Source organism: Pantoea sp. XY16, from assembly GCF_025153065.1.
Classification (GTDB): Bacteria; Pseudomonadota; Gammaproteobacteria; order Enterobacterales; family Enterobacteriaceae; genus Pantoea; species Pantoea alfalfae.
The window spans coordinates 297,428-310,925 of record NZ_JANZNP010000005.1 but is presented as its reverse complement, the minus strand read 5'-3'; the positions used below and the strand labels follow the sequence as shown (position 1 = coordinate 310,925).

The following is a 13,498-nucleotide window of genomic DNA, read 5'->3' as shown; positions in this document are numbered from 1 at the left end:
CCACTTAGCGCATCAGCAGTTGCTGGCAGACAACATTATCCTGCGCGGCGCGCTGTTGCTCATCGGCTTTCAGTTGCTCCCAGCGGCCAATCACGCTGCGTCCCAGCCGCGGTTTATAGGCTATTTTCTGCAGCGCATAGTCAGAATTGCCGCCTTCAATAACATTTCGCATCTGCTGGTCGAACGGCTGCTGACCTTGGTGATCAATTGCGCAGAACACCGCGACGTAATACGCTTTGTCTTCCTCACTGTCGTGCGGGATTAAAAGCCAGCCAGGGCGAGGATAAGCAGCAGCGGAAGAATATATTTTAGCCATTTATAACACTTGTTTTCGTATGATTAACAGCCTCATACCCTTTTCAGTATGGCGATAGTATCTGAACCTGCACCCTGCACCCTGCACCCTGCACCCTGCCGCCAACGCAAATACCTTCTTATAGACATTTGTCGAATTAACGCTTTTGTGCCACATCATGCTCTGCAGCATCCTCATTGGAATGTCCGCATAGAGCATATGTATGGCGTAGCTACTGCTGAAAAGTAATCAAAATGTAATCCCGTCCAGCCTCGTTCAGCCAGATGCACACTGCGATGTCTGTCACGGCCCAGAGCCTGACTTTTCTCGGTACGGTCGGTCTCAGCATGACAGCGCCTAAGCAAAAATTTCGGTGTGGAGACCATCAGCTCTTGCTGGTCCACGTACTGCGGGTCGGACAGTGAAATCAGACGATGCAATACTATACCGGCAGGCGCTCGGTCAGGCCGCCGGTAGTGCCGTCAAAATAGCCCTGCAGAACGTCAATGCCATGCGCAAACGTGTCCAGATCGCACTCGTGGTCACCGAGTTCACCTGCGTCGCTCAGCACCTGACGGAACTCCGCATATTTTCTGCTGAATATTTTCAGCGCGGTTCCGTTCGCGAAGTCTGCGTCTCTCTTTTCAGAGGAAGTAATTCCGTACAGGATTTTCTCGAAGGCGTAGCTGAAATCATCATGGGCTTTCATGGATTCGAACGTAACAGTTTTCCGGAGGATTCATAGCGTTCTTACAGAAGGGCTGATTTACTCAATATGTAAAAATTAATCAAAGATAATATGAGTGTGCTTATTTTATTCCTGGTTACCAATAGTTTGCTTAAATAAACCACTCGAAATTACCTGATGCCCATCCTGTCATGATCCGACTTTTTCAATTTATAGCATTAACCGGAAGCGTAACACGGCGGCGGGGCGGGGAAAAGCCCGGCGCAGACGGCCCTGGCTCGCGTCATTACACCATATGTAGTGGTTAATGCAGCTGACAGAGACACGATATGTAGTGCCATGCGCAAAAAACCGACACCAGGGAAGAAAGATCCGGTGCTGCCCTTTTTCGGATCCAGGGGTTTTAACAAAAGAGATGAATGCAAAGTGCGGAGAATAAATCAGGAATTGATCTGGTGGTACAGTATTATGTTTTCAGGCAACTTTAATGGATAAAACCTAAAACTCTGCAGGAATGCATTAATCCTTGCTTCCTGCAGAACTGTATCCAGAATGCGTTATTCTCGCCGGAATGCGGAACTGTTATGCGGAACGAAACGGAACCGCCCTTCTTTACTCTCCTCCTTAAGCGCCCGAATAAAGCCAGCTGACTCCAGCCGCTGTGCCAGCTCCAGATCTTCCTCACTCATGTCAATACTCCGGTGATTGAGGTCGCTGATGAAAGCTCTGGCGACGGGGTCGCTTAACGCGCCGAGAACCTGCACAATGACATTGTGCGTAACGTCTCCCGCTTTCAGGGACTGCAACAGTAGCGCACGCAGTATGTTTTCATCCCTTAAAAGGGTTGATAGCCGCAGCAGCGTAGAAGAGTTGATAAACAGAGGCCCTTCAAACAGCTCCACGTCATATCCCCACAGCCACTGCAGGGTAGAAGTGAGGACGGATTCCGGCAGGTCTTTGCTCGTCAGCAGCTGTCTTGCCAACATATAGTCTAAATCACCGCCGTGAATCAGAATGAAGTCGGGCTCTTTTTCAAGCATCTTCGGGTGCTGCAGGACCAGCCCCGCAAGCAATGTATCAGCGTTGTGATTTTCCTCATGAAAGGCCGTGTACAGCTGCTGGTAAACGCTGCGGATAGGGGCGAGTCTTCCGTAATCAATCAGCAGACCGGCCTGATCAGCGTTCAGAGTTTCAGGCAGCGACAGCAGCGTCAGCTGGATGGCAGAAAGAATTTTAATGCGGGCCTGGTCGCTTAAAGCCCCCGAAGCATAAATTTTTTCTATTAAATTTTCATAGATATCAATAGAAGACAATGCTGCAGGAATATCGGCTATCGTATCGTAATTATTTTCGAACCATATGGCTAACCATGGATTGAGTTCATCACTGAATTTAAGCAGATAACAGACATTCCGCCAGGTGGACTCAATACGGTTATTTTCAAGCAGCAGTGTATAGATACTTGTTTCGGCCGAAATATTTTTGTACTTAAGAAAAACATCACTTCTTTCATTGATCTTACTGACATCGGGAATTAAAAAAATCATTTCACGCGCCAGCTTCTCGATGTTATTAACTGACAGGTTCGGATCGTTTAATATAGCAGACACCCTGCCGAACTCATCTGAAGAGATAAAAAAATCAGTAATAAAATTATTGATATATTGCTTTATCTTTTTATTCAGCCGAGGAATATTAAAGGTCTCAAGCGTGCTAAAAGGCTCTTTCATGAACTGTCGATGAACAGTTTCATCATGACCGGAGAGTATGCTGACCATGTTTAAAAGATTGTCTTTGGAATATTTCCACAAATCAATATTTGCTAATATGGAAACAATCTCCCTCCCTTGCTCGGATTTGCAGTCTCCTATCCTGGAAAGCATAACGTGCGTCCGCATGAGATTTTCAGTGAACGAGCTTGCATAATTGTCCGGAACTACGTCAGGGATGTCGTCATGCTCAGAGAATATTCTATCTGCCATATACCGTATTTCGACTGCTTCCTTTATCCAGCTCGGCTCTGAGGAACAAAAAAGTAGCACTAACAAATTCATCGCCAATTTTTTATCGCACATTTTCAGGAGACGATTTAAAAATTCAGCAGCAGCATTCGTACCCGAAGCCATGAGCTGTGTGTATGCGATGCTCTCTGACGCAGGCCAGCTACTGAAGACTTGCTTGTAAAGCTGCTCAAGCCGGTGTTCTTCACCTTCTTCAAGCTGGATTTGAATAACTTCCTGTAGCTTACGCTGGTCGTGTTTATGCAGATAACGAAGCACACCGGCGTGCCAAGCATTGTCCTGCAGAAGAAGCCCCAGCTCCTTCAGTTTTGCAATGACATTAGCGGTTTTTTCCAGCGGCATCGCAACTGTGAGAGTATGATCCATGCCAGCGCTGACGGCACGGATAAACTCATTGTCGTTGCTGCTGAGGCTGCCTGGAATGAATACCGACCGGTATGCCATATAGTCCGTCGAAAGGTATCCCCAGCGCAGAAGAGAGTAGATAAAATCCAACTGTGAAGCATTATACCCTTCGCTGTTGTCAGGGCCGCACTCGATGCGGAGATTGTCACAGACCCAAGTTCTGAAGCCTTCACTTCCCATTCTTTCGATCAACGTTCCTGGTCGGCTGGCTTGGAGTCTGCGCCTACGCTGGCGAAGATGTTCCACTCTTTCTTCAAGAGCAGAAAGCTTCCCGTCTGCCTTTGAGCTAAGAATATTACAGCGACGTTCATATTCTCTCAGAATTTCACTAGCTTCCGAAGTATCTATGCCAGCTAATTGTATGTTATATGTAGAAGCTCTTACATGTAGCCCAGGAGTTTTAAGCATGGATAAGAAGGTCTCTTCATTATTAATGACACTATGAAGAGTATAATGAGCATTGTTATGATTGCTGAAATATGCCTGTCGATGTGTTTTTTCACTGATATAAACCTGTAATATATCTCGAATCACTTCGGGTTTATCGCTTGCAAGCTCATCATTTATTTCAGAAGCCTGAAGGTTCAGGGTTTTAATTTCCTCATTAATTCTAGCTTCAAAAATGGAAGAAAGTTCTCCTGATATATGTGCATTCATAACACCATATAAAACACCCTGCTTTGAATCTATTAAATGATAATCTCGAGAACAAATATTTTTGTAAGCAATGAGCGAAATAAGCCGTATAATATTTTCACCATTATTGACCAAATTCCTGTAAAGCCGGAACTCATTGGAGATACTGTTTAGCACGCGCATGTCAGGAATAAAAATGGCGAGGCGCGCAATGCACTGTTCAAAACCAGGCACTTCAAGTTCATTTTTTTGAAATTTCCCTGAGAAATGATCTGTAGCGTTCTGACTATCCATAACAGGGATAACGGGCATGACAAAATCAAAGAATTTAGTACGGGCCTCAGGTGAGTTGAATATATCATCCCTTACAGCATAGATAAAACGCACAGGATTTTCTACAGGCCTACAGTTATTGATGATCTGGTTAATTTCACGAAGCTTGATGAAAATAGCACCGTCATTATGACGATCAAGATCTTCAAAAATAACCACATTGTATTTTTGCTTTTCAAAAAAATAGACAATTTCATCAATAAACACATTGAGCAGCGAAGGATCTGAAGGACGGGTCGATATAGTGGCGCCTTTGGAGAGGTCAATCTTATCTATGCTGACGCGTCGGTCAAATATGCCAATTCTATGGAGTTTACTGAGAACAAGATAAAAAGTGATGAAAAACGCGCTACTGGCTAAAAGGCCGATACGTATGACAGACGGTATCTGAAGGATTGTCTCGCTAAAGCCCGCAGGAAGCGAAAGTTTTTTCCCGTAATAAGCTGGGAAAAGGAGTACAAGGCCGGACAGACCAGATCCTACCGTTGTCAGCAGGTCCCAGGCCATTTTGCGTGTCTGCGAAGGCGTAACGTCCGCAATCCGTTCGATGCGGGAGTATGGAAGCTCGCTTTTGCGGGCTTTGTACAGTATCTGCTGAAGGATACTGTACTCTATTGATTTTTCTTGTTGTTTTGCCTTTTTCTCTGACTTGGCGCCGGATTCTTCCGACTTTTCTTCCGTCTCAGCCGTCGCCCGGATCATGTCAAAATCGGCGAGAGAAACCGTCATAATTTTCAGGTCGTTCTCACGACATTTTGACCAAGTAAGAAGCACAGAACTTTTCCCTGCGCCGTAAGGACCGGTAACTGCGATGTTTTTAATATCTTGCTGATGACATGCATAGTTCAGCGCATTCACGTAATGCTGCGCATCCTCTTCATCCATTAATGACGGCGTCAACGCGTCATAATCATAGGTTTCCACATTTTTTTTTTCATTTTCAGCCTTAAGGAGGGCCAGAAGCCCCGCCAGCCTTGGCGTCTTCATCATATCGAGTACCAGAGTTCAATAAGTTTGCTTCAGTATATCTGCTGAATGCTCATGATTTAAACGTGATTAGAAGGTCTGGACACCGGTATTCAAGGCTTAACAAATCTCATATTGGTTTTCCTGTTCTGCCCTTTTTCGGATCTTCGATAAAAAGAGACAAATCAGGATATGTGATGCATATACTTAACAGATGCATATGCTTTACATCTGCATATACATTGCATATGCTTTATCTATGCAGCGCTGTTCTGCCACAAAAAATAGCCGGTATCGGCACAGTGTCGGAAATCCGACCGGAAGGAGTAACCATGAGAACCGTATCCATTTTTAAAAACGGCAACAATCGCGCCATTCGTCTTCCTCGTGACATGGATTTTGAAGGAGTGAGCGAACTCGAAATCATCCGGGAAGGGGACAGCATCATCCTGCGTCCCGCCCGGCCGACCTGGGGCTCATACCTTGAACTCGAAAAGGCCGATCCGGACTTTATGGCAGAGCGCGAAGACGTTGTCAGCGACGAAGGACGATTTAACCTGTGAACACAACCTATATGCTGGATACCTGTATCTGCTCGTTCATCATGCGCGAGCAGCCGGAAGCCGTACTGAAGCGCCTGGAGCAGGCAGTGATGCGCGGCCACCGCATCGTGGTGTCGGCCATCACCTACTCAGAGATGCGCTTCGGCGCCACCGGCCCGAAGGCCTCGCCGCGACACGCACAGCTGGTTGACGCGTTCTGCGCCCGGCTCGATGCCGTCCTGCCCTGGGATCGCGCCGCGGTGGATGCCACCACGGAGATTAAAGTGGCGCTGCGCCAGGCCGGGACATCGATCGGCCCGAACGATACGGCGATTGCCGGGCACGCCATCTCGGCTGGCGCCGTGCTGGTGACGAACAATACGCGGGAATTTGCGCGTGTTCCGGATCTGGCTCTGGAAGACTGGGTATATTAAACCCGGGTATGAATTGCAGGATATTAAAAGAATGAATGAACTGAAAATTGACAATCCGGCTCAACGATTACTGGATATTCTTTAAGCAGGAAAAACACAAAAACGGGACCAAAACTGTCGCTTGGTATGGGTCTTTCTGCTGCAGGCTCAGAAAAATAATGAGCAGCATCTTCTTTCCCGCCTGGCTATGCTCTGCCTAATCACATCTGTCAGGTCGATAACCTTCCGTTAAACCCGAACGGAAAGACTGATGAGCATGCACTACGTAAGCATTATGAATTTGCGCTCGAAGAGAAAAACCTGCGCCTGCTGGCCAGACGCATCAAAGCTTACGCGTTTCCGTCACACTACACACTTGGAGACCTGCATCTCACATCCCTGGAAATTGTTGAACTGATAATTGAGCTCGAAATGGCCTATGCGGTCAGGTTACCTGCACCGGATAAAAAACAATTGCTGCATACCCTGGCTAAAGAGTGTGAAACATTACCCACCACTGCCGTTGCGCACTCTGCAGGAAGCCCTCTATTACCGACTTTCAGCCGCACACTACCCTCGCAGGGATACTACTGTGACAATTATTTCAGATACCAGATACGTCGGGATGCGGTGTCCGTGACGCTACAGTTTCCAGAGGGATATCTCATAGAATCGCTGAGAAAAGGCATAAGGGACTTGCTCTGCTTTGTTCCTTCACTGTATCTCAAAATCCGGGAGCAGGATGGTGAATTCTGGCAATACGATGCCCCCGCTCTGGACGAAGTAGATCACTATGAATTGGAAGATTCTTCAACAAGTATACTGTCGAAGGATTTTGATTTTGAAGCGGGCAAGCTGTTCTATTTCCAGCTAAAAAGTGGAAATAAGGGCCCTCAACTCACGTTGCACTTCGCGCACGTAATTGTGGATGGTTTTTGCTCCTTAACAATAATAACTGTCTCTGACATCTTATGTATCAGTCATAGCACCATATCCTGGCCCGGACTGACTCGATCAACATTTCGATAGTAAGAGGGATGGCCTCGCGCGGGTTTTCTGGATAGTAGAGGCTAAAATTCACCTGGTCAGAATCCATTGCAAACGCATCGAAGACGTTCTGAAGGCATTCCGCAGCATCTTCAGGGTCCAGCTTCATGTCCAGATTGAGCGACGTCTCTGGCGTGAGTGTTTTTTTCCGGAACGTCAGCAGTGAGCGACCGTTCCACGGCTCAATGAGTGCCATTACGCATGTCTGGGTGTCATCTACCATAACTTATCCTCCCCGCGGGCGACGGCATTATTCAGTCTGACTGAATTGAAACTGATATTGGCAACGTCTTTGGCCAGAATCACCCAGCCCACTACGTGTATCGCCCGTCCGACAAAGGTGCTGAGCTTATGCGTAAAAAGAATACGCGCGGTCCGGGGCGGGTATCCCCCTACGATGGTTGGCAGCTGAATGCCGAAGGGAAACTTGGCTTTAGGGAACACCCTGCGTGCTGCCCGTGAGGCATAGGAGGTTCCCTTGAGAGCATCGCGCGGTTTGGTGCGGGTAGTCAGGACATTACGTCCGGACAAAATGGCCACGATCGCGCCGAAATCATCAATCCTCAGCTGTTCGGCGACTTCTTCACAGAAAATCATGATAAATAGCTCACCGGCGGTGAGGTTGGGTCTGCCTGCGTAGAAATAGGTGTTATTGAGTTCTTCAGTCGTGTCCACTGCCAGCTCCTGCAGGTTCAGCTTCATTTATCGTCCTGACGCTTCTTGAACAATACCTTCCGCGTTCAGGCCTGACAACCAGTCAGGCACAGGATAAACAGATACGGTACTTCAGCCATATCTCCCTGCAGTTAAAAGACACCAGTGTCAGGCGCAGGGAAATGCAGGCATGTCTGACTTCGCAGCAGCATCCCAGTACCACCAACGGCCGGGCCCAAATTCCGCATCATAGTGAGAGGTTTTTACCTGCCTGCGCTGCAGGTACTCTGGCAAGTTCATGCCGAACACTTCCATCGGAAGCGCATCCACGCCAGGAACGTCCTTGAGCACAAAATCCGGAAACACATCTTCTTCACCGTCGTAGCGCAGAGGCTTGATAAAGGCGCGTTTTTCCTGCCACAGTTTTTCTTCCACAGCCCCCTCATAGCCGGAATCCAGCTGAATAAAGCGTGGGCTGACCGTCATCAGCGCCACATCAATCACGATAATGCAGCTGGTCGGCCGGCTACGCCCGTCTGTTTGCCTGAACGATGTTTCCGGCGGCTCTGTTTCAGCGATAATCACGACTTTCATCCCCCTGCGCCAGTCGCCAGGCTCGCGGCTAAAGCTACGCTCCAGGCGGTGACGAACGTCTTCAGGCAGAACCAAATCTGGAAAACCAGAAAACAGTCCCAGCGGCAGTATAGTCTTCCGTCGTGCTTCACCGGCTTCACTCCAGCCTGCACAGAAACGATGATACGTCGCCATTTGTTCTTTCCGGTCGCTCTCAGGTGTTCCCGGTTAGCGATAACCTGCGGTGTATCTTTCATGACCATGAGCAGCAGAGATTCTTCCAGCTGAACGCGACCAATGCGAATCCGGGCAGCCGTCTGCTGCAGGCGCCAGCTCACCCAGCCAGTGCCGCCGCAGTCGGCTTATTGGTGAAACTGTATGCTGTCATAATGAGACTTCTTTCAGCACCATCAATAGGTTCAGACACTATTTTTAATGCATCTTTTTCAGCCGTAAACGGTAAACCCACGCTGATTTCAGGTGCTGAGGAATAAGGCAAGGCGGGCGCAGCAATAATGATGACCAGCGCGAAATTATTCGAATAATAAGATAAACACGCTCACCAGAAATCAGCGTTTCAGCAACTGCTGGCAGAGAAGATTATCCTGCGCGGCGCGCTGTTGCTCATCGGCCTTCAGTTGCTCCCAGCGGCCAATCACACTGCGCCCCAGCCGCGGTTTATAGGCTAATTTCTGCAGCGCATAGTCAGAATTACCGCCTTCAATAACATTTCGCATCTGCTGGTCGAGGGGCTGCTTACTATCATGATCAATCGCGCACAACACCGCGACGTAATACGCCTTATCTTCCTCGCTGTCGTGTGGGATAAACCACCAGGCGGCCAGGGCGAGGATCAGCAGCAGGGGCAGGATATATTTTACTTTAGCCATTTTAGTTACCGGTTGAGTGCCGTTAAGTCAGCCGGGTATGGCCAGACGCAGGGCGCGTATCCTGCCACAATTTCTGCTCACCGTTAACCTTGTTCAGCCCCTGTTGAGGCAATGTTCAGTTTGCTGGCGCTTCAATCAGCGTCGTACTGATTTGCGCACCCGGCATCATCTGCTGTAATCCCGAAACCAGATCGTTGCTGGCCTGTTGCAGCGCGGAAAGCGGCATAGCGGGCAGACTTTCCAGAATGAACCACATCTGCTGCGCGCTGGCATCCAGTCGGGTGCGCACGCCCTGACGCCAGTTCCAGCGGCGACAGGTTACGCCCTGATCGTCGCGCCAGATCACTTCGCCTGGTTCCGGTAACTCATAAACGACTTCGCCCTCTTTAACGGTATCGAAACGTTCACTGCCGTCAGCAATCACCAGACGTGGCTTGCCAGCATAGGCCGCGATATTTTCACCCCCGACCGGCAGCGCATAACGAATGCTGATGGCGTTATAGAGATCGACAACCGGATCGATAGCGGGCAGTGTGCCATCCCGCAGCACGCGCTTACGCAATGCTTCAGCCGAACAGGGCGTACGTTTCGCTTTGGCACCAAAGGCTTTAAACACCTCAGCCCAGGCGGCGAGATGTGCGTCTGCCCACGGCGCATCATCATTTAATACCTGCTGGCATGCGCTCCTCAGTGCTTCGCTGGCAACTTCTGGTCGGGTAATCGGTGTGGCTTCCACCGCAATGCTCATGGCACGAAAGCCAGGAGCGAGTGTGAAAATAGCCGGATCGATTGACGGATGAACAGATAACATTGAATACTCTCTCAGTGACTAATTTATTTCATAGTAATGACCGATGACCAAAAAAGTCAATATAACGACCGATGCCGGAGCTGATGTCGCCACTGTCAATCAGGCTGTTTCAGACCGCATAAAAAGCTGGCGCAAAAGCCAGAAACTCTCGCTGGATGAGTTATCCCGCCGGGCAGGTGTCAGTAAAGGGATGCTGGTGGAGATCGAAAAGGGTGCCGCCAATCCCAGCATCGCCATTTTGTGTAAGGTGGCTGCCGCACTGGGCGTCTCGGTAGCGGATATCGTTAGTATCTCGCATGCACCTGACGTCTGGCTGATTGAAAACAGCGAAATGCCCGTGCTGTGGCACGGTGAGCAGGGCGGGAGTGCGCAGCTGCTGGCCGGCACCCGTGGGCCGGATATGATCGAGCTATGGCGCTGGCAGATGTTTGCAGACGAGGTGTTCAGTTCCACCGGGCACTCGTCGGGCACGCTGGAATTGCTGCACGTCGAGCAGGGCATGCTGGCTCTAACCGTGGGTGAGCAGACGCTGATGGTTCAGCAGGGCTGTGCGGCGGTGGCCCGTACCGATATGCCCCATGCCTATGCCAGTGCCGATGACCAGCCCGTTATCTTCACCATGACGGTGGCGGAACTGCAGCGCTGACGGCGTTTTTATTCGGCTGTCGCTTCGCCGGGAAAGGCAAGCAGCAGCGTTTTCAGCAACCCCTCCAGTTCGGCGCGCTCTGATGCGGCCAGCGGTGCCAGCACCGCCTCCTGAATTGCGGTATGTGCACGAAGTGCCTGCTCAATCTGTTGCTGCCCGTGTGGTGTCAGCCCGACCAGCATGCTGCGCTTATCCTCTGGCGCAGCAACACGTTCAATCAGGTGCTGCTGCTCCAGCCGGTTCAGGCGATTTGTCATTGCGCCGGAGGTCACCAGCAGTGACTGGTAGAGCTGCGTGGGTGACAGCCGATAAGGGGATCCCGCCCGTCGCAGTGTCGCCAGCACATCAAATTCCCCCTCCTGAAAACCAAACGGCGCCAGTGCCTCACTGCGCGCTTTAGCCAGATGTTTCATCAGCCGCAGCACTCTGCCGAAAATACGCATGGAAGCGGTATCCAGGTCGGGCATCGCGTCGTCCCACTGGCTGACAACGAAATCAATATGGTCATGCATAAATCACCTTTAAATACTGTGGTTATTTTGTCGGGTTGTGCGCAGCCTCTTAACACCAGGGGGAATTTATCTTAACGTTAAGATAAATGATGACAGCCCGTTGCTGTCGTCGTCAATCCTCTGTTAAGGCGTCAATGATGAAAAATAAGGTGTTGTTCCCCATTCTGTTTGCCGTGATCGCTTTTCTTATCGGGCTGAACCTGCGCCCAATGCTGGCGATTATCGGCCCGCTGTTCCCGGTGTTGCAACTGCAGGCCGGGCTGTCGGCGACGACGTTCAGTCTGCTGACCACGTTGCCGGTGGCGATGATGGGTCTGGCCGCACTCTCTGGCCCGTGGCTGATTGCCCGCATCGGGCCGGTAAGGGGAATCGCCGCCGGTTTGCTCTGTCTGACTGTCGCTTGCCTGTGGCGCGGCGTTACGCTTACTCCCTCTCAACTGCTGCTCACCGCGCTGGCGGGGGGCGCAGGCATTGGCGTGATACAGGCGCTGATGCCCGCTCTTATCCGGCAACGCTTTGCTGAAGCAGCGGCGACGCTGATGGCGCTGTTCAGCACGGGCATTATGGCGGGCGCGGCACTGACTGCAGCCGGTGCTGACCCGCTGTTTTCATGGCTGGGCCTGCAACCCGCGCTGGCCCTTTCCGGCGGATTAACGCTGGCAACACTGCTGATCTGGCTGACTTTAGTCAGGCGATCGCCGCAGGTGAGCGTGGCCTCTGATGCAGCGACGATGTCCGTGCGGCTTACCCTGTTGCTGATGCTCTTTTTCGGCATTGGCACGGGTGCTTATACGTTAGTGCTGGCCTGGCTGCCGCCATTCTATATTCAACTGGGCTGGAGTGCTCGCCACAGTGGCTATCTGCTCGCGGCCCTGACGTTAACCGAAGTGGTGGCAGGATTCATCATCTCGGCGATGTTACATCGCTTTCCCGATCGCCGTCCGCTGCTGCTCGGCGTGCTGGGCCTGTTGCTGCTGGGGCTGCTGAGTCTGGTCTTTTACCCGGGTACGATGCCGATACTCTCTTCACTGTTACTGGGTACGGGCATCGGTGCGCTCTTTCCGCTGTCGCTGATCGTTACGCTGGATCATGCACGCAGTGCCAGAGAAGCGGGCATTCTGCTGTCACGTGTACAGGGTGGCGGATACCTGATTGCGGCTCTGATGCCGCTGCTGGCAGGCTGGGTGCGTGATAGCGGAACGTCAATGACTCAGGCCAGGCTGATCATGAGCGCTGGCGTGGTGGTACTGATGGTGATTGCCTGGCGCTTCAGACCGCAGAACCGCGCAGCCTGAATAAAGCCGTTGCCGATCAATGGCGATCTGGCATGCTGGAATAAAATCCCTGAACCCGGAGTGCATTGTGAAAGTGATTGGTCTGTTAGGCGGCATGTCGTGGGAGTCTACCGCGCTCTATTACCGCATTCTCAATCAGCAGGTTAAACAGCAATTGGGTGGCCTGCACTCAGCGGAGCTGGTGCTCTGGAGCGTCGACTTTCAGCGCATAGAGCAACTTCAGGCTGCGGGCGAATGGCAGCAGGCGGGCGAGATTCTGGCTGAAGCGGCTCGTAATCTGGAACGCGCTGGTGCGCAGTTCATCGTGCTCTGTACCAACACCATGCATAAAGTGGCGGCGCAAATCAGTGCCGCAACAGATATACCGCTGCTGCATATTGCCGATGCCACCGGACGTCGCATTCAGCAGGCCGGTATACGTAAGGTCGGATTACTGGCGACGCGCTTCACTATGGAGCAGGATTTTTATCGCGGGCGTCTTCAACAGCAGTTCGGTCTTGAGGTGATGACACCCAATGAAGCGGATCGTCTGTTTGTGCATAAGGTGATCTACCATGAGCTGTGCCTGGGCGAAATCAATCCCTCGTCGCGTCGTCGCTACAGGGAGATTATGCAGTCACTGGTGGCGCAGGGGGCTGAGGCCATTATTCTGGGCTGCACTGAAATTACTCTGCTGGTTGATGCCACCGATGCCAGCGTGCCGCTGTTTGATACCACCCTAATCCACGCGGAAGAGGCCGTTATCCAGGCTCTGACTTAACGCTTATCCTC

General features: G+C 50.9%; 13 protein-coding genes and 1 pseudogene. 6 read left to right on the top strand and 8 right to left on the bottom strand.

The window, feature by feature from the left end; genetic code table 11:
• Nucleotides 1-4 precede the first annotated feature (4 nt).
• Nucleotides 5-303, bottom strand: a pseudogene (locus N1689_RS09240) (hypothetical protein).
• A gap of 413 nt (nucleotides 304-716) precedes the next feature.
• Between N1689_RS09240 and N1689_RS09230 the strand changes: the two are divergent.
• A complete protein-coding gene (locus N1689_RS09230; protein WP_260058660.1) occupies nucleotides 717-1,040 on the top strand; it encodes a hypothetical protein in 324 nt (107 codons plus the stop codon).
• 500 nt (nucleotides 1,041-1,540) lie between these two features.
• On the opposite strand, the gene N1689_RS09225 is transcribed toward N1689_RS09230, so the two are convergent.
• Entirely contained in the window at nucleotides 1,541-5,368 is a 3,828-nt protein-coding gene (locus N1689_RS09225) for a pcar (protein ID WP_260058659.1), read from the bottom strand.
• A gap of 308 nt (nucleotides 5,369-5,676) precedes the next feature.
• Here N1689_RS09225 and vapB point away from each other — a divergent pair, with 308 nt between their 5' ends.
• Nucleotides 5,677-5,907 carry a type II toxin-antitoxin system VapB family antitoxin gene (vapB, locus tag N1689_RS09220; RefSeq protein ID WP_110332107.1) on the top strand — a complete coding sequence of 77 codons (231 nt, stop codon included), beginning with the start codon at nucleotides 5,677-5,679 and terminating at the stop codon, nucleotides 5,905-5,907.
• Nucleotides 5,904-6,320: a type II toxin-antitoxin system VapC family toxin gene (locus N1689_RS09215; protein ID WP_161736537.1), complete on the top strand. Its 417-nt coding sequence runs from the start codon at nucleotides 5,904-5,906 to the stop codon at nucleotides 6,318-6,320. Before vapB ends, N1689_RS09215 begins: the two co-directional genes overlap by 4 nt.
• A 955-nt stretch (nucleotides 6,321-7,275) precedes the next feature.
• On the opposite strand, the gene N1689_RS09210 is transcribed toward N1689_RS09215, so the two are convergent.
• The 5 genes from N1689_RS09210 to N1689_RS09190 form a co-directional block, all read right to left on the bottom strand.
• Nucleotides 7,276-7,569 carry a DUF1493 family protein gene (locus N1689_RS09210; RefSeq protein ID WP_161736538.1) on the bottom strand — a complete coding sequence of 98 codons (294 nt, stop codon included), beginning with the start codon at nucleotides 7,567-7,569 and terminating at the stop codon, nucleotides 7,276-7,278.
• Nucleotides 7,563-8,021: an STM2901 family protein gene (locus tag N1689_RS09205; RefSeq protein WP_161736550.1), complete on the bottom strand. Its 459-nt coding sequence runs from the start codon at nucleotides 8,019-8,021 to the stop codon at nucleotides 7,563-7,565. The genes N1689_RS09210 and N1689_RS09205 overlap by 7 nt, the downstream gene beginning before the upstream one ends.
• A gap of 147 nt (nucleotides 8,022-8,168) precedes the next feature.
• Nucleotides 8,169-8,768: a DUF1173 family protein gene (locus N1689_RS09200; RefSeq protein ID WP_161736539.1), complete on the bottom strand. Its 600-nt coding sequence runs from the start codon at nucleotides 8,766-8,768 to the stop codon at nucleotides 8,169-8,171.
• A gap of 374 nt (nucleotides 8,769-9,142) precedes the next feature.
• Nucleotides 9,143-9,463, bottom strand: coding sequence for a hypothetical protein (locus N1689_RS09195; protein ID WP_260058658.1), 321 nt, complete (start codon nucleotides 9,461-9,463; stop codon nucleotides 9,143-9,145).
• Between the two features lie 115 nt (nucleotides 9,464-9,578).
• A complete protein-coding gene (locus N1689_RS09190; protein WP_260058657.1) occupies nucleotides 9,579-10,274 on the bottom strand; it encodes a B3/4 domain-containing protein in 696 nt (231 codons plus the stop codon).
• 43 nt (nucleotides 10,275-10,317) lie between these two features.
• Here N1689_RS09190 and N1689_RS09185 point away from each other — a divergent pair, with 43 nt between their 5' ends.
• The gene (locus N1689_RS09185) at nucleotides 10,318-10,920 is read left to right on the top strand and encodes a helix-turn-helix transcriptional regulator (RefSeq protein WP_161736542.1); all 603 of its coding nucleotides are present in this window, start codon (nucleotides 10,318-10,320) and stop codon (nucleotides 10,918-10,920) included.
• 8 nt (nucleotides 10,921-10,928) lie between these two features.
• Here the strand turns inward: N1689_RS09185 and N1689_RS09180 are convergent, their stop codons facing one another.
• The gene (locus N1689_RS09180) at nucleotides 10,929-11,432 is read right to left on the bottom strand and encodes a MarR family winged helix-turn-helix transcriptional regulator (RefSeq protein ID WP_161736543.1); all 504 of its coding nucleotides are present in this window, start codon (nucleotides 11,430-11,432) and stop codon (nucleotides 10,929-10,931) included.
• Between the two features lie 137 nt (nucleotides 11,433-11,569).
• On the opposite strand from N1689_RS09180, the gene N1689_RS09175 reads away from it, so the two are divergent.
• The gene (locus tag N1689_RS09175; protein ID WP_260058766.1) at nucleotides 11,570-12,727 is read left to right on the top strand and encodes an MFS transporter; all 1,158 of its coding nucleotides are present in this window, start codon (nucleotides 11,570-11,572) and stop codon (nucleotides 12,725-12,727) included.
• Nucleotides 12,728-12,794: 67 nt separating this feature from the next.
• Nucleotides 12,795-13,487 (top strand): aspartate/glutamate racemase family protein, encoded by a 693-nt coding sequence (locus N1689_RS09170; RefSeq protein WP_260058656.1) that lies wholly within the window; start codon nucleotides 12,795-12,797, stop codon nucleotides 13,485-13,487.
• Nucleotides 13,488-13,498: the final 11 nt, after the last annotated feature.